The organism is Actinomyces slackii (assembly GCF_900637295.1).
Classification (GTDB): Bacteria; Actinomycetota; Actinomycetes; order Actinomycetales; family Actinomycetaceae; genus Actinomyces; species Actinomyces slackii.
Window position 1 is genome coordinate 951,437 of sequence record NZ_LR134363.1, and the last position, 16,207, is coordinate 967,643.

General features: G+C 70.4%; 11 protein-coding genes. 2 read left to right on the plus strand and 9 right to left on the minus strand.

Going from position 1 to position 16,207, the window contains the following annotated elements; all coding sequences use genetic code 11:
* The first annotated feature begins 281 nt into the window (after positions 1–281).
* Complete coding sequence (locus EL266_RS03915) at positions 282–1,688, plus strand: MFS transporter (protein ID WP_026426441.1); 1,407 nt, start codon at positions 282–284, stop codon at positions 1,686–1,688.
* Here the strand turns inward: EL266_RS03915 and EL266_RS03920 are convergent.
* Positions 1,683–2,084 carry a DUF2218 domain-containing protein gene (locus EL266_RS03920; protein WP_026426442.1) on the minus strand — a complete coding sequence of 134 codons (402 nt, stop codon included), beginning with the start codon at positions 2,082–2,084 and terminating at the stop codon, positions 1,683–1,685. The genes EL266_RS03915 and EL266_RS03920 overlap by 6 nt on opposite strands.
* A gap of 209 nt (positions 2,085–2,293) precedes the next feature.
* Between EL266_RS03920 and EL266_RS03925 the strand changes: the two genes are divergently transcribed.
* Complete coding sequence (locus EL266_RS03925) at positions 2,294–3,532, plus strand: ATP-binding protein (protein WP_026426443.1); 1,239 nt, start codon at positions 2,294–2,296, stop codon at positions 3,530–3,532.
* A gap of 2 nt (positions 3,533–3,534) precedes the next feature.
* Here EL266_RS03925 and EL266_RS03930 read toward each other — a convergent pair whose 3' ends face one another.
* The 8 genes from EL266_RS03930 to EL266_RS03965 all read right to left on the minus strand — a co-directional run bounded on the left by EL266_RS03930 (position 3,535) and on the right by EL266_RS03965 (position 16,078).
* A complete protein-coding gene (locus EL266_RS03930; protein ID WP_026426444.1) occupies positions 3,535–4,095 on the minus strand; it encodes an RloB family protein in 561 nt (186 codons plus the stop codon).
* Between the two features lie 76 nt (positions 4,096–4,171).
* Positions 4,172–5,479 carry an AAA family ATPase gene (locus tag EL266_RS03935; protein WP_026426445.1) on the minus strand — a complete coding sequence of 436 codons (1,308 nt, stop codon included), beginning with the start codon at positions 5,477–5,479 and terminating at the stop codon, positions 4,172–4,174.
* Positions 5,480–5,715: 236 nt separating this feature from the next.
* Positions 5,716–8,217: a glycoside hydrolase family 3 C-terminal domain-containing protein gene (locus EL266_RS03940; RefSeq protein ID WP_197719270.1), complete on the minus strand. Its 2,502-nt coding sequence runs from the start codon at positions 8,215–8,217 to the stop codon at positions 5,716–5,718.
* Positions 8,218–8,395: 178 nt separating this feature from the next.
* Entirely contained in the window at positions 8,396–9,736 is a 1,341-nt protein-coding gene (locus EL266_RS03945; RefSeq protein ID WP_197719271.1) for a glycosyltransferase, read from the minus strand.
* 409 nt (positions 9,737–10,145) lie between these two features.
* Positions 10,146–10,730 carry a TetR/AcrR family transcriptional regulator gene (locus EL266_RS03950; RefSeq protein ID WP_084500498.1) on the minus strand — a complete coding sequence of 195 codons (585 nt, stop codon included), beginning with the start codon at positions 10,728–10,730 and terminating at the stop codon, positions 10,146–10,148.
* Between the two features lie 618 nt (positions 10,731–11,348).
* Positions 11,349–12,695: a replication-associated recombination protein A gene (locus tag EL266_RS03955; RefSeq protein ID WP_026426983.1), complete on the minus strand. Its 1,347-nt coding sequence runs from the start codon at positions 12,693–12,695 to the stop codon at positions 11,349–11,351.
* A gap of 259 nt (positions 12,696–12,954) precedes the next feature.
* Positions 12,955–15,474 carry a (Fe-S)-binding protein gene (locus tag EL266_RS03960; RefSeq protein ID WP_026426982.1) on the minus strand — a complete coding sequence of 840 codons (2,520 nt, stop codon included), beginning with the start codon at positions 15,472–15,474 and terminating at the stop codon, positions 12,955–12,957.
* A 310-nt stretch (positions 15,475–15,784) separates the two neighbouring features.
* Positions 15,785–16,078 (minus strand): DUF4235 domain-containing protein, encoded by a 294-nt coding sequence (locus EL266_RS03965; RefSeq protein ID WP_026426981.1) that lies wholly within the window; start codon positions 16,076–16,078, stop codon positions 15,785–15,787.
* Positions 16,079–16,207 lie beyond the last annotated feature (129 nt).

The following is a 16,207-nucleotide window of genomic DNA, read 5'->3' on the forward strand; positions in this document are numbered from 1 at the left end:
CAACATGAGGAGCTCCCCACGATGCTCGATATGACGGCCATCAGGAGGCCTTGTAACACCCCGCGACTCACACTCCCCGCCCGATCCGCGATGGCGGTGAGCAGTGCGCCGCAGCATGCCTATATACTCCCCAGCGATCGCCTCTGGGACAACACTGATCATCGTCAGTGCCCGTTCCATGCCTGCTCAGCGCCCGTTTCTGCCCGTTTCAGACGGGCCGGGGCGGGGAAGACCTGCCCATCGTGGGGCCGGAGAGAGCCGCGGCGCCGTAAGGTTCCTCCATGACAACCAGGGCCGTGCCAAGCGCCGTGCAACAGGACCGTCCCAGTCTGCTGACCTGGCCCATCATCGCATGGAGCCTGTGGGACTGGGGGTCGGCCGCTTTCAACGCCGTCATCACAACCTTCGTGTTCACGGTCTACCTCACCAGCGCTCCCTTCGGCGACAAGGCCGCCAATGAGGCCTCGCTGAGCATCGGCCTGGCCGTCGCCGGTGCCTGCATCGCCCTGCTGGCCCCGGTCACCGGGCAGCGCTCCGATCGCGCCGGCAGGACAGTCTTCTGGCTGGGCGCCTACACCGCCGTCGTCGTGGCCATCTCCGCATGCCTGTTCCTGGTCCTGCCCGAGCCCGGGTACCTGTGGCTGGGCATCACCCTGCTGGGCCTGGGCAACGTGTTCTTCGAGCTCGCCTCGGTCAACTACAACGGGATGCTCAACCAACTGACCACCAAGGAGCGCTTCGGCGCGGTCTCCGGCCTGGGATGGGGCATGGGGTACATCGGCGGGATCGCCCTGCTGCTCATCGTCTACGTCGGCTTCATCGCCCCTGAGGTCGGCTGGTTCGGCGTCACCAGCGCCAACGGGCTCAACGTGCGGGTGTCCATGCTCGTGGCCGCGGCCTGGTTCGGGATCTTCGCCATCCCCGTCCTGCTCACCCAGGCCTACCGGGGCTCACGGTCAGGGGCGCAGCAGGAGGACGCCGTCGTCAAGGCCCCGGTCGGGGCGTCGGAGCCGGCCCCGGAGGCCGCGGCCGCGCCCCGAGAGTCCCTCCTGGCCTCCTACAAGCGGCTGTGGCGCACGCTGGTGGGCCTGTACCGCAACCACCCCACCGTGCTGTGGTTCCTGCTGGCGGCGGCCGTCTTCCGCGACGGGGTGGCCGGCGTCTTCATCTACGGGGGCATCATCGCGCAGAACACCTTCGGCTTCTCGCCGGGGGACGTCATCGTCTTCGCCATCGCGGCCAATATCGTCGCCGGCATCGCCACCATCGCCGTCGGCCACCTGGATGACCGCATCGGCGCGCGCAGGGTCATCCTGGGCAGCCTGGTGATCCTCATCGTCGCGGGCCTGCTGGTCTTCGCGCTCCACGACGCGGGCCGGGCGGCCTTCTGGGCGCTGGGCATGGTCCTGTCCGCCTGCGTGGGGCCTGTGCAGTCGGCCGCCCGCTCCTTCCTGGCCCGCCTCATCCCCGAGGGCAAGGAGGGGGAGATCTTCGGCCTCTACGCCACCACGGGGCGGGCCGTGTCCTTCATGGCGCCGAGCATGTACGGCCTGTTCATCGCGCTGGGGACGCGGATCGTGGGCCCGGGAGCCGCCTACTGGGGGATCCTGGGGATCGTCAGCGTCCTGGCGGTGGGCCTGCTGCTCATGCTGCGCGTGGGCGAGCCGGAATCGCTCGCGAGGTCATGAGCCGGGCCGGCGGCGCTCCAGGTCCTCGGGGGACAGGGGCCCCTGGGTGGATCCCTCGCCGTCGGGGCGGGTCCAGGTGACCGCCAGGGCCTCTCGGGCGCCGAATCGTGCCAGATGGATGCCGATGATCTGCTCCAGGGAGGCCAGATGCTCCTCATCGGCGCTCAGCTCCAGCAGCAGGGCGCCGTCGTCGCAGCTCATCGTGACCACGCCGACCACCGGGCCCTCCCGGTCGAAGATCAGGGTGCCGGTGGAGGTCTGCTCGTCCCAGGAGGTGGTGATCTTGCGACCCATGTGGCTGGCGAGCTGCTTGCCGTACCGGGCGGGCCGATCGGTGGGCACGCGGGCGCGGGAGTGGTGGGTGAAGGACTGCGCGGCGGGGGCGGTTGTCGTCATGAGGCTAGCCTTACCTGATGACGGCGGGACGCGCCAGCCCTCCTGACTCCGCCAATTTGCGTGAGTTCGTACTTTTCCGGGCCCGGAAAAGCACGAACTCACGCAAAAAGGCGGAGTCACGGGGGAGGGGGGCAGCGAACCCGCGATCGGAGCCCAGCGAATCCGCGATCGAGGCTCAGCAAATCCACGATCTCGGCTATGGTTGAGTCATGGATGAACTGGTCGGGCGCGGGCTTCAGCTCCGTGGCTCGGAGTACCTTGACCACTTTCCCGCCGTCGTTGTTCAAGGGGCGAGGCAGGCCGGCAAGAGCACGCTGGCGCAGATGCTCGTCGAGAACCGTCCCCACGCTGTCGTCACCCTCGATGACAGTCGCGTCCGTGACGCCGTCGCCGCTGATCCGTGGCAGGTCGTCGAGCAGATCCCCGAGGGCACGCTTGTCATCGATGAGGTTCAGCGCCTCCCCGAACTGCTGCTCACGATCAAGGCGAGCATCGACCGCGACCGCAGGCCGGGCAGGTTCATCCTCACCGGGTCGTCGAACATCCTCAAGGCCAAAGGAGGCGATTCGCTCGCCGGACGCGCCATCGACCTGCGTCTGCGCGGGCTGAGTCAGGCGGAGCTGTCGGGTACCAGCGCGTCCTTCGTCGACCGGCTCGTCGCCGACGGCGTCGACTGGCGGCACTGCTCGACCTCGCTGCGTCGCGCCGACTATCTGGATGTCCTCGAGCGGGGCGCGTTCCCGGAGGCTCGTCGGCTCAGTCGCAGGATGCGCGGGCCCTGGCTCGACTCCTACCTCTCGCGGCTGATGACTCACGACCTCGCCGAGGTTCCCGGGGGAGGCAACGAGGCTCGTCTGCGCAGGGTGCTCTCACTGCTCGCCGCGAACCAGTCGGGTGAACTCGTCAAGGCCCGCATCGCGAGCGCCACGGGGATCTCCGAGAGCATGATCGGCGCCTATGTCGATGCGCTGCGCTCTGTCTACCTCATTGACTTGCTTCAGCCCTGGACGCCGAGCCTCACCAAGCGCGAGACGGGCCGGTCCAAGGCTAGCCTCGCCGACTCGGCTCTCGCCATGCGCCTGAACTCCCAGACCGCGGCATCCCTCGCGCCACTGACGGCTGATGGCATCGGGCCCCTGCTCGAGTCCTTCGTCGTCGGCGAGCTGATGAGCCAGGGTGGATGGAGTGAGGAGGAGTACCGGCTCTTCCACTACCGTGACCGGAACGGCCTTGAGGTCGACCTGATCGTCGAACTCATGGACGGACGTGTGCTCGGGATCGAGGTCAAGGCCTCATCAACCTTCCGCGCCGAGCACTTCAAGGGTCTGGTCTTCCTCAAGGAGTCCCTGGGTGACCGCTTCCTCGGTGGGATCGTGCTGGGGACCGCAGGCGAGGGATACCAGTACGCGGAGCGCCTGTGGGGCCTGCCTGTCGCGGCGCTCTGGTGAGGTTACGAGAGAGGGGCGATGAGCCCGAGGCTGGCCAGCAGGTGGGGCATGGTCGTTGAGGGGCAGGGGCCCTGGGTGTCTCGCTCGGGCAGGGCCTCGCCGGGCAGGTGACATCGGTCGACGGCGTCGCGCATGGCCTCGGCGCAGAGCAGATCGTCAGGGATGGTCTTGGCGCCCTTGGGTTGTCTGGTGAGTTGGGCGTAGTGGGCCTGCGCATCGGCCTGGCTCTGGTAGTTCCGCACAGGCTCATAGTGGGCGTTGAGCCAGACCTCGAAGCAGGGCACCGAGACGACGCCGTGCACAATCGTTCTCCGCGTGGTCAGTCGTTTGCACTCGCGCAGAAAGGTGGAACGGTCCTCGCCGTCGTGGTCGACGATGATCCAGACCTCCTCGAAGGCGCTGAGGTCCGATCGTGGTCCCTTGAGATCCTTGACCACAGTCGACGGGGCGCCACCAATGTACTTAACTGTGACGGCGACGCCTTGGCTGAATTCGCGGGTGAGGCGAGCCAGCCAATCCAGGTAGTGCTTCTCCGTCACGGCTCCGTTGGTGACCAGGAGCACTGCGCGCTTCTCCTGGCGGGGTTGCCGGCCCCTCCGCCGCCCTGCCTGGCGGCGGTTATTCCCCCGTGGTGCCACCTCAGGCTGCCTCGTGGTCGGTGGCCAGCAGTTGCCGGATCTTGGAGGCGTCCACCGTGGGGATGGCGCCGAAGGCCCCGACGAGATATCGGCGCTGCTTGTTCGTGCCCTTGCGGGTGCTGGTGAAGTCCGCCAGGGAGAACAGTTCGCTGCGGCCGTCGCTCGACTTCTCGCACATCCACACCTCGCCGCTGTCCAGCAGTTGCGTGGGGGAGTTGTCCAGTAGGGAGGTGTCGTGGGTGGTGAAGACGAGTTGGGCGCCCGTGCGGTTGAGATCGGGGTCCTTGAACAGCTCCACCAGCGTGGCGCTCAGAGTCGGATGCAGGCTGGCATCGAGCTCATCGACGAACAGGGTCTGGCCCTGACGCATGGCGTCCAGGGCAGGGCCCACCGTCGCCAGCCAGGTCACAGTGCCCTGGCTCTGGGCGCCAAGGGGAAGGCGGCGCTCCTGGCCGTCAGTACCCCGGTGGTAGAAGACGAGTGACCGTTTGAGCGCGGCGAGGAGATCATCGGGGATTGCGTCCTCCTCCTGCTCGTGGACGGACCGGAGGAAGCGACGAAGCGAGTCCAGGAACTCCGGCGGAAGATCTCGCTCCTCCAGCTCCACCCGAGTGATGCCAAGGTCGGCGGTGTGCGCAATCGCGTCTGAGATCTCAGTCCACTGCGCAGGTGTGTTCGCAAGCTGGGCCATCATCCACTGCAATCGCGCCGCCCGCTCCTCGTCGTCGTGGCGGATGAAGCGGAAGGCGCGCAGGCCGCGGGCCACTGGCGCCAGGGAGGCGTGGCCATACCTCAGGGCAACGGCCAGGAAGAGGTCCTCGGTTGTGGTGATGCGTCGGACCTCGGCGGTGGGGCCTGTCAGAGAGCTGCCGGCGTCGATGGTCGGCTCCTTGTCCTGCTCGCCCTGGGTGCGGATGAACAGCTTCCTCCAGCGGAAGCCGGCCTCCCACAGCTCCTCGCGGGCAATGCCCCAGGGCTGAGCCTCGACGCTGTAGGCGTAGCGGATGCCCTCGTGGATGAAGTCCACGTGGTAGCGCGTTGGGAGGGCGGCTGACTCGCCGTCAAGGAGGTGAGGCTGATGCAGGAGGCCGCGCTCGCCCTTGATGGCGTGCCGAAGGTGGCTGATCGCGCTGATCAGTGTGGACTTGCCCGAAGCATTGGCGCCATAGATCGCCGCGGTGCGCCAGGTGCTCTCCTCCCAGGAGGAACCCGCCCGAGGCGTGAGAGTCCGCAGAGCGCCCCGGGTCAAGTCAAGGGTGGCCTCCTCGGCGAAGCACCGGTAGTTGGCGACGGAGAACGCGAGCAACATGGCGTCACCATACAGCGAGAGAGCTCCCGGGGGAAGAATCTTCCCGTAGAGCGGTCTTGGGGGATCTTGTGCGCCAGTCTTGGCTGGTGGGAGCAGGGCTGTGTGGGGCCTGCCTGTCGCGGCGCTCTGGTGAACACCCTGGCCGTGACTCCGCCAATTTGCGTGAGTTCGTACTTTTCCGGGCCCGGAAAAGTACGAACTCACGCAAATTGGCGGAGTCAGGAGGAGTCAGGGATTCAGGCGGCGCTGACCTCCTCGAAGAGCCGGGTATAGCTCTCCAGGTCCATGTCCATGCCGGGCATGGCGGCCAGGCGGTTGACCGGGATGGCGGCCATCATCTCGAAGGTCGCCTCATCCTCGCGCAGGGAGGCCAGGGCCTGGGCGAAGGCCTCCTCCAGGCGCGGGCCGCCCACAGGGTGGGCCAGCCACTCGGCCACGGTGGAGTCCAGGCTCAGGGGCCGCACCCGCTGCGGGGCCCGGACGGCGATGGGCAGAACGGCGGGAAGGTCGCGGCTGGAGAAGCCCAGGCCGACCTCGTAGTCGCCCGCCTCCACCCTCCAGGCCGACGCGGCCTCATCCCAGTAGGCCAGGTCCCGGTGGGTCAGCTCGACGGCGACCTCCGTGGACTGCCCGGGCTCCAGGCGCACCTTGGTGAAGCCCCGCAGCTCGCGCGGGGCGCGCTCGACAGCCGAGGCGCCGGCCCGGCCCACGTAGACCTGCACCACCTGAGCCCCGGCGCGCTGGCCGGTATTGGTCACGGTGGCGCGCACGGTGGCCAGGACGCGCCCCTGGGCCCCGGCATCACCGGCGCTCACGGGCGGACCCGCCACCAGGGCGCCGTCCTCCGCCCCACCGTCCTCCGCCCCTCCGGCCGGCTCCACGCTCGCCGCGCTCAGCGCGAAGGAGGTGTAGGTCAGGCCGTGCCCGAAGGGGTAGGCGACCTCGCGCCCCATGGCATCCAGGGCCCTGTAGCCGATGAAGATCCCCTCGCCGTAGTCCACGGCGGAGTCATGGCCGGGGAAGTTGAGCTGGGCGGGAAGGTCGGCCAGACGCACCGGCAGGCTCTCGGCAAGGTGGCCCGAGGGGGCCTGGGCGCCCAGGACGACGTCGGCGATGGCCGCCCCGCCGGCCTGCCCGCCCAGCCAGGCCACAGCCAGGGCATCGGCGGACTCGTCCCAGGAGACGTCGACGGCCGAGCCTCCCACCAGGATCACCACCGTGGTGGCCGCCACCTGCCCGACGGCGCGGACCAGCTCCACCTGTCCGGCCGGGATGTCCATGTGGCTGCGGTCGTATCCCTCGGACTCGTCGCTCTGGGGCAGGCCCACGATGAGCACGGCCGTGGTTCCGCGCGCCGCCTCGACGGCCTGGTTCCGCAGCGCCTCGGCGCTCAGCTCCTGGCCGGGGGCGCCGTCGGCCTCTGGCAGGTGGTAGCCGGGGGCGAAGGTCACCGCCTCCTCCCCGAGGGCCTGGCGGAAGGCGTCCAGGGCGCTGTCCAGGCGGGTGGGGTTGATTGTGGAGGAGCCGGCGCCCTGGTAGCGGGGTGTGCGGGCGAACTCCCCGATGAGGGCCAGGGGGCGCTCGGCGCTGAAGGCGGCGGGATCCAGGGGCAGGGCGGGGCCGTGAGCGGCGTCGTCGTTCTTGAGCAGCACGGTGGACTCGGCGGCGGCCCGGCGCGCCAGGGCGTGGTGGGCCGCCGGGTCGTAGTCGGCGCCCCGGGCCCGGGCCTCCTGGAGGGTGGCGCTGGAGCGCAGGATGAGGGTGACGATGCGCTCGACGGCGGCATCCAGGACGGACTCCTCCAGCTCGCCGGAGCGCACCGCGTCCACGATCTGGGCGTCGGTGCGGCCCCCGGAGGCCGGCATCTCCAGGTCCAGGCCCGCGGCCAGGCTGGGGACGCGCTCGTTGACGGCGCCCCAGTCGGAGACGACGAGGTTGTCGAAGCCCCATTCCTGGCGCAGCACGGTGGTCAGCAGCCAGGGGTGCTCGCAGGCGTAGGTGCCGCCCAGCCGGTTGTAGGAGCACATGACGGTCCAGGGCTGGGCGGTGCGCACGATGTGCTCGAAGGCCGGCAGATAGATCTCCCGCAGCGCCCGCTCGCAGACGCGCACGTCGACGCGCATGCGGTCGGTCTCCTGGTTGTTGGCGGCGTAGTGCTTCAGGGAGGTGCCCACGCCCTGGGACTGGATGCCCTCGACCAGGGCGGCCCCGATGCGCCCGGCCAGGAGCGGGTCCTCGGAGACGTACTCGAAGTTGCGCCCGCACAGGGGCGAGCGCTTCATGTTGACCCCCGGGCCCAGGATGACGGCGACGTCGTTGGCGACGGTCTCGGCTCCTAGGGCCTGGCCGACGGCGCGGGCGAGCTCGGGGTCCCAGGAGGAGCCCAGGGCGGAGGCGGTGGGGAAGCAGGTGGCGGGCACGGAGTTGTTGATGCCCAGGTGGTCGGAGGACTCGGCCTGCTTGCGCAGGCCGTGGGGGCCGTCGGTGACCATGATCTGGGGGATGCCCAGGCGCTCGGCGGCCTTGAGGTGCCAGAAGTCGGCTCCGGAGGTCAGCCCGGCCTTCTCCTCCAGGGTCATGCGGGCCACGAGCTCTGCGGCACGGGCGCGGTGCTCCGCATCGGCACGGGCGCGGTGCTCCGCATGGGTGGGGGCGCGGTGCTCGCCGTCGGTGGGGGACTGGTGCGCCGCGGCGGGCGAAGGGGCCTGGGCGGTACCGGAGGGGTCGGCGGGGGTCACGTGGAGCTCCTTTGGTCGGGAATGACGCCCGCGATTCTACCACTTGGTTGTTTCTCGCGGCAGGCCGCCCTCGATCCGTCGGGGCAGACGAAGAGCCCGGGTGCGGATGGAAGCCCGCGAAGGGCCTCCGCCCGCACCCGGGCTCTTCGTTGGGGTCGGTCGCGCCTGGCGCCGATCCTCAGGCCAATGCCAGGGAGGAGCGTGACGCACGGGCTCCAAGACCGGTGCCCGGGCCCTCCAGGAGCTCCATGATGGAGCGGGCGGCCTCGCCGGGACCGTCGAGGCGCTCCATGAGGCGGGCCATCCGCTTGGCGCGTCCGCGCATGTCCGGGTCGGCCAGGGATGTGCGGATCAGGGCGGGCCAGTCGGTGGTGGCGGCGTCGGCCTGGTTGACCAGGCGGGCCGAGCCGAAGGCCACGCAGCGCTGCACGTTGAAGCGCTGCTCGAACTGCAGCGGGATGCCGATGAAGGGCCAGCCCTGGACGCAACTGGTCTGAACGGTGCCCTCCCCGCCATGGGTGATGGCCAGGTCGATGGCATCCCCCAGGCGGTCGGCCGGCAGCCAGTCGGTGACATGCACATTGGCGGGCAGGGAGCTGATATCCGCCTCGCTCAGGTAACTGCGCACCGGGGCCAGGACTTGGCAGGGGGCCTGCTCCATGCGGCTCAGGACGCTGAGGATCAGCTCGCGATTGCCCGAGGAGCCCACCGCGAAGTAGACCAGGGGCTGCTCTCCGGCCGCGAGCTCGGCCACGATCGGGGGCACCTCCCCGGGCAGGTGGGCGAAGATCGGGCCGACGACGCGATGGTCCTCCGGCATCTCCAGGCTCGGGGGCAGCAGGTGGGGCGCGGAGGCGATGAGGTTGAGGTCGGCGGTCAGGCCGGCGGCGAAGCTGGAGGGGAGAGTCACGCCGTTATCCGCCGCCACCTGGTAGAAGGGGCGCGGCAGGGGGACTCGCATGCCGACCGTGTGCAGGGCCGCGGCGGAGGCGCGGTCGATGAGCCGCTGCGCTGCGGTGGTGCGCGGCAGGAAGCCCGTCGAGCCCAGGCGCTGGGCCGCCTCCAGGTGGGGCAGGGAGTAGGCGAAGGGCCGGACGAACACCAGGGGCACCGACTCGGCGCGCGCGGAGATGAACTGGCTGGGGGTGACCCCGATGACCACCGCGCCTGAGCACAGCCGGCGGATGAGGTCGCGCTCGGAGGCCACGCGCTGGGAGAGCATGGAGCGGGTGAAGGGGTGGCGCAGGCTGCGGCCCTGATCGAAGTCCAGGGCCTGGCGGGCCTCGGCATCCGTCAGGCGCGGCTCCTGGAGGATGAAGTCGAAGCCGGCCTGCTTGATGAGTTCGGAGTTGCGCGGGGAGAAGCCGGTGAAGACGCAGTCCACGCCGTCGGGCATGCGCTTGGCGACCTCGATGCTGCGCGTGACCTCGGCGATGTTGATGGTTTCGGGGGCGAATAGCACGCGGCAGGCGTGCGCCTGACCGCCTGACTCAGGAGAGGGGGCGCCGCTGGCGCGCATTGCGGCCGAGCGGGTATGAGAGTGGTGCGCCGAGCCGCGTGCTGCTGGTGCACCGGTCGTCGTGGTGTGGCTGCTGGCGTCATGAGCCGTTGTGCATCGGTGTGCGATGACCGACATACGATGTCTCCCCTGGGTCAATGGCAAAAAGAACGAAGGCTCAATCTATTGGATGCCTCGTCCAATACGCTCGGAGAGTACCAGGTGTTCAGGGCCCGTGCCATCAGCCTGGAGGGGGAATTCGTCCTGTTGCGCTATCGCAAGCCTGTGTGCGTGGCGTAGGCGACTTTCGCCAGCGGTGCCAGCGGTCTCCGGCCCGTCATTCGGGGCGACTGGGGTGAGCGCGTGCGTTTATTGACGTTACCTTTCTGTGATGCTGGAGGGGCCCGGAATGCCCCTGCGGCAGCACCGCCTACGGGGCGGGCTCCTTCTGCGGGACGAGGGCGTGCAGCGCCCTGACCATCATCCCGACCACCGTCTCGCGATCGATCTCGGGGTGGTTCTGCCACTCCAGGCATGTGGCCACCATCATGCTGGTCCACGTGCGCAGGGCGAAGCGGGCCTGGACGTCGGAATCAGGGATGCCCAGCAGATGCAGCAGCAGCGCCTCGAAGTGCTCACGGCTGGCCTGGATCGCCTCGCCGATCACCGCGTCGTTCTTCTCCAGGCCGGCCACATGCAGCGCCTGGTAGCCCATGGGCCTGCCCTGGACGTAGGCGACGTAGGCAGTGATGACGTCCTCGATGCTCTCCTCGCCCGCGAGCTTCTCCACCTGGCTGATCTCATGGGCCACGATCGCCCGAACCAGATCCTGCTTGGTGGGGAAGTAGTGGTAGAAGAGCGCGCGGGAGGCGCCTGCCCGCTTGGCGATGTCATTGACCGAGACCTGCATGAGGGACCCCGTCGCGAAGATCTCCAGCCCTACTGCCATGATCTCCTCCCGCCGCTGCTCGGGGCTGAGACGCCGACGCTGATCAGTGGACTGCTGAGGGTTCACACGCTGAGGTTACTGGTTGGCGGGCCCACCCGTCGGTGAGCCTCGCGGGCAGGACCCGCGCAATCATGCTGCTCCTCCCGCCCGCGCATGCCGTGCGCTGCGGGCAACGGGTCCCGGGTGACGGTCATGCGCTGCCCGCCCGGTGTGCCCTGCCCGCCCGGTGCGCACTGCGCGTCCGGTGTGCCCTGACCGCCCGGTGCGCGCTGCGCGGTCGGGGTCGACGTCGACGTCGACGTCGGCGGGGTCCGGCCGGCTCCGGGGCCGCCGTGTGAGTCGCCGTATGGGTCTGGGGTGGACTTGACCCCCGGGTCCGGGGGTGTGCCCCGGACCCGGGGGTCCAAGCCTCGCGAGGGACCGTCTGCGACCCGGGTTCCCATGCACCCGGGGAGGCGGTCGCCTCCTTCACCGGAAGCGGCGGCTCCAGGCTCCCTAAGACCTGTTGCCGGCCTCGGAGGTCCGTTCCGTCGTCGGGCTCCCCAACCCTCGGGACCGGTTCCGTCCGGTGGTGTCCACTATGTAACGCCATGACCCTGAAAGAACCCACCGATGCGTACTGAGAACCCCCTGAGAAAAACACCCGGCACCACCGGCAGGGGCGGGACGGGAGAGGGCGCGCAGTCAGGCCCTGCGCTCGGCGCGCAGGGCCTGCCAGTACTCCAGGCGCTCCCGGATCCGTCGCTCGTGACCGTTGCCAGTGGGCTCGTAGAGAGGCTCGCGCTCCACGCCCTGCGGCAGGTAGTCGGCACCGGAAAAACCATCCTCGGCATCAGGGTCGTACTCGTATCCCTCGCCATAGCCCAGCTCCTTCATCAGGCGGGTGGGCGCGTTGAGGATATGCGCCGGCGGCATGAGCGAGCCCGTGCGGCGCGCGAGCCTCACCGCCCGGCCGTAGCCCCGGTAGATCGCCACCGATTTGGGCGCCGTCGCCAGATGCACCACGGCCTGGGCGATGGCCAGCTCCCCCTCGGGGGATCCCAGTCGCTCGTAGGCCTGCCACGCGGCCAGGGCGATCTGCAGGGCGCCGGGGTCGGCCATGCCCACGTCCTCACTGGCGAAGCGCACCAGGCGCCGCGCCACGTACAGCGGGTCCTCGCCGCCGGTGAGCATCCGGGCCAGCCAGTACAGCGCCGCATCCGGGTCCGAGCCGCGCATCGACTTATGCAGGGCGGAGATGAGGTTGTAGTGCTCCTCGGAGGACTTGTCGTACAGCGGCGCCCGCGAGGCGACCACATCCGTCAGCTCCCCTGCGCCCACGGGCCCGGCGCCTGCGGGCAGTCCCTGGATCTGCTCCACCATGCTCAGCAGGTAGCGCCCGTCGCCGTCGGCCATGGCCAGCAGGGCCGGGCGCGCCTCCGGGGTGAGCGGCAGGGCACGGCCGGTCAGGGCCTCCGCGCGAGCCAGCAGCTCGCCCAGCGCCTCCTCATCCAGGCGGCGCAGCACCATGACCTGACAGCGCGACAGCAGCGCCCCGTTGAGCTCGAAGCTCGGGTTCTCCGTGGTGGCGCCCACGAGCACCACCGTGCCGTCCTCCACGAAGGGCAGGAATGAGTCCTGCTGGGCGCGGTTGAACCGGTGGATCTCATCGACGAAGAGCATCGTGCCCTGGCCGATCTGGCGGCGCCGCCCTGCGGCGTCGAAGACTTTGCGCAGGTCGGCCACCCCGGAGAAGGTGGCGGAGATCTGCTCGAAGACCAGACCCGCGCGCTCGGCGAGCAGTCGGGCGATCGTGGTCTTTCCGCACCCCGGCGGGCCCCACAGGATGATCGAGGACAGGCGGCCGGCCTCCACCATCCGCCCCAGTGGGGCATCGGTCGCCAGCAGGTGATCCTGGCCGACGACCTCGCTAAGGCTGCGCGGCCGAAGCCGGTCGGCCAAGGGGCGGGCGGGGTCGTCGACCATCGGGCCGCCGGACTCGGCGGCGGCATCGAAGAGCGAGGGTTCCTCCTGCGCGTGATGGCTGACCATGCCTTGAGCCTACGGGCTGACCGGTCGTGCCCCGAGGCATCGGGCGGGCTTGCACATTCATTTCGCGGCCTGTGGGGCACGATTGGCGGAATGACGCGGTTGTGGTCGCCGGGCAGAGGTCGTGGAGGCAAGATGAATGTGCATCGACGCCGGCGATGCACATTCATCTCTGCTCCTGAGGCCGTCTCGGCAGACGGATCCTTGGAATGACGCCACATCGGGTGGCGGGGTCGCAGGATGAATGTGCAACTCGGGTGGCTCAGCCTCCCTGGCCGCGGTGGACTGCCTCGAGCATGAGGGTGGCGACGTCGGTCACGCGCACGTCCGCGCCCTCGCTGGCCACGCCGTCGGAGAGCATGGTGGTGCAGAAGGGGCAGGCTGTGGCCACCACCTGGGCCCCTGTGCCAATGGCCTCGCGGGAGCGCTCCACGGCGATGCGCGTGCCGATCGACTCCTCCATGAAGGCGCGCGCCCCGCCGCCTCCGCAGCAGAAGCCCCGCTCCTGGCTGCGGGGCATCTCCACCGTCGTGGCGCCCGTGGCCTCCAGCAGCTCGCGCGGCGGGGAGTAGACCTGGTTGTGCCGGCCCAGGTAGCAGGCGTCGTGGTAGGTGACGGTGGGGGCGGCGGTGTCCTGGAGGAGGGCGCCTTGGCTACCATCCGCGGCCCTCGTCCCTCGGGCCGCTCCCGCCAGCCCCGCCACGCCTTCGGCGCCCTCCTCCAGGGCACCGCCTGCGCGGTCATCGACCTCCCTCCCCGCATCTGGGGGAACGGGCGTCAGCCGCCCCTCGCGCACCAGCCGGTTGAGCAGCTGGGTGTAGTGGACCACCTCGTAGCGTCCCCCGATCTGCGGGTACTCCCGCGAGATCGTGTTGAAGCAGTGCGCGCAGGTCACCACGATGCGCTGGGCGCCGGCCTCCCGCAGGGTCTCAACGTTCTGGGCGGCGAGCATCTGGTAGAGGATCTCGTTGCCGGCGCGGCGGGCCGGGTCGCCGGTGCAGGTCTCGCCCTCGCCCAGGACCGCGAAGCTGACCCCGGCGGTGTGCAGCAGCTCGGCCACCGCCCGCGTGGTCTTCTTGGCGCGGTCCTCATAGGCGCCGGCGCAGCCCACCCAGAACAGGTAGTCGACCTCGGCGGCGGACTCCACGTCCTGGCCGATCACCGGCACCTCGAAGTCCAGGCCCTTGGCCCACTCCAGGCGCTTGCGCGCCGCCAGTCCCCACGGGTTCCCCTTGGACTCCAGCTTGCGGAACATGCCGCCCAGCTCCTTGGGGAAGGCCGACTCCATGAGCACCTGCTGGCGGCGCACATCCACCACATGGTCCACATGCTCGATATCCACCGGGCACTGATCCACGCAGGCCCCGCAGGTGGTGCAGGCCCACAGGACGTCGGCGGGGATGACCTCGCCGGCGAGCGGGGCGGGGGCCGTGGCCACGCCGGTCTCACCGGGCGCGGCCTTGGCCTCCAGGAGGGCCCCCAGGACGTCGCCGGTATGCGCCGTGCCCTCCACCAGGCCCAGGGAGGTCTCGCGAGCCAGCCCGTCATGGAGGCCCAGGAGTCGCCCCGCCCCCGAGGCGGGGCGCGCGGAGACCTGCTCGGCGCTGACCTCCTCGGGGCCGACGCCCATGGCCGCGGCGGCCCGCAGGTAGGGCGCGGCGGCGGCGTGATGGTCGCGCAGCGCCATGACGAAGAGCTTGGGGGACAGGGGCTTGCCGGTGTTCCAGGCGGGGCACAGGTCCTGGCATCGCCCGCACTCGGTGCAGGTGGAGAAGTCCAGCAGGCCCTTCCACGTGAAGTCCTCGATGCGCCCCACCCCCAGGCGCACCTCGGGCCCGGTGCCCTCCTCGGCGGCCTCCATGGCCTCCTCCAGGGCATCCATGGAGGCCTCGGTCAGCGGCTCGCCGCCCACCACGATCGGCTGGAGCGGGCCCAGCGCCTTGGCGCCGTCGATCTCGCGGCGGGCGTAGACGTTGAGGAAGGCCAGGAAACGGTGCCAGGCCACTCCCATGGAGGGCTGGAGCCCCACCACCACGAACCAGCACATCGAGACCACCACCTTGACGGTGGCCACCACGAGGATCGCGGCCTCCAGGCCGCCGGCCCCCAGGGGCGTGAGCAGCGGCCCGCTCCAGGCGGTCAGCGGGAAGTGCGTCCAGGTGGCCAGGGCGCGCTCGGCGGGATCTGCGGACAGCGCCAGGTGGGCGTGCTCCAGCATCCGCAGCACCAGGACGCAGGCCACCACGGCGATGATGATCGCCTCGACGAAGACCGCCTGGGAGGCCGTCGATCCGGCGAAGCGCGAGGTGCGCGGCCGCCGCCCGCCCTCGGAGTCCGCCGGGTAGGTCGGGGCCGTGCGGGTCCGGGTCACCCGACGCCGCAGGATGGTCAGGCCCACGATCCCGGCCAGGGACAGCCAGGCGATGATCTCCACGGCCCAGGCCCACCAGGCGGCGTGCCCGATCAGCGGCAGCGCGAAGCTCGCCCCGCCCAGCACCTGGCCGTACCCGGTGACCAGGGTCAGGAAGAGCAGCGGGAAGGAGACCATGACCAGCCAGTGGGCGGCCCGGATGAAGGGCCTGCCCTTGAAGGCGGAGTGCCCGACGACGGCCCCCAGCATCCCCACGGCGCGCCGGATCACGGGGCGCAGGCGCTCACGGGGGACGGGACGGCCCACGGCCAGACGGGCGGCAATTGTGCAACAGGCGCGTGCGAAAACCGCCACTCCGATCGTCGTCGCCACGGCGACGATGACGGCGCAGACGATCTGCACAACGCTCATAACGGCCACTCCTCAGGGGATGGGGGCGCCAGCCGCGGCGCCCGGCCGGGCCCTCGCGGCGGCGGTCTTCGACGCGGCCACCAGCCTACTCGCGGCCGGTCGTGCCGCTCGGGAGCCGACGGCGCTCCACCGGTACGGCACCGCCCCATCCCGCCCAGCGGGGGCCGGGCGGGGAGATGGCGATATGGGGCTTGCGGCCCTCACCCCTCCGCCGCCAGAGCTGGGCCTCGCGGGCTGAGCGGTGGGCGCCCGCGGGCCTGCCGGGCCCGGGGCACGTCCGGTCGGGCCCATGGTCTGGGCGGCCCGGGGCTCAGGCCTCGATGGCGGGCAGCGGGGCGTGGCGCTTGACGTACCACTTGGCGGCCTGGCGCAGGCCGAGCTGGCGGGTCAGGGCGATGGCCGCCCCGGAGATGACGGCGAAGGCCACCACCTCCATGAGCTTGTACTCCAGCACCTGGTCCTCCTCGCGAGGGGCCTGGTGGCCGGTGATGGCCCGCCATCCCAGGGCCACGACCTTGTCGGCCACGAAGCCCGAGGCGAGGGTGGCCGCGGCCGCGGTGACCTTCCAGGCCAGGTCGGTGGAGCCGGCATCCTTGTTGCCCATGTGTCCTCCTTGGCGCCCGCTCGGGCGCATCGCGTCGATCGGCGGCCGACGGCGGCCGGCCCCGCTGGCCCGATCATGCCCCATCCGCCCGCGATCCGCCCGCATGAGCGCGGCGGGCGCCCCACCGGC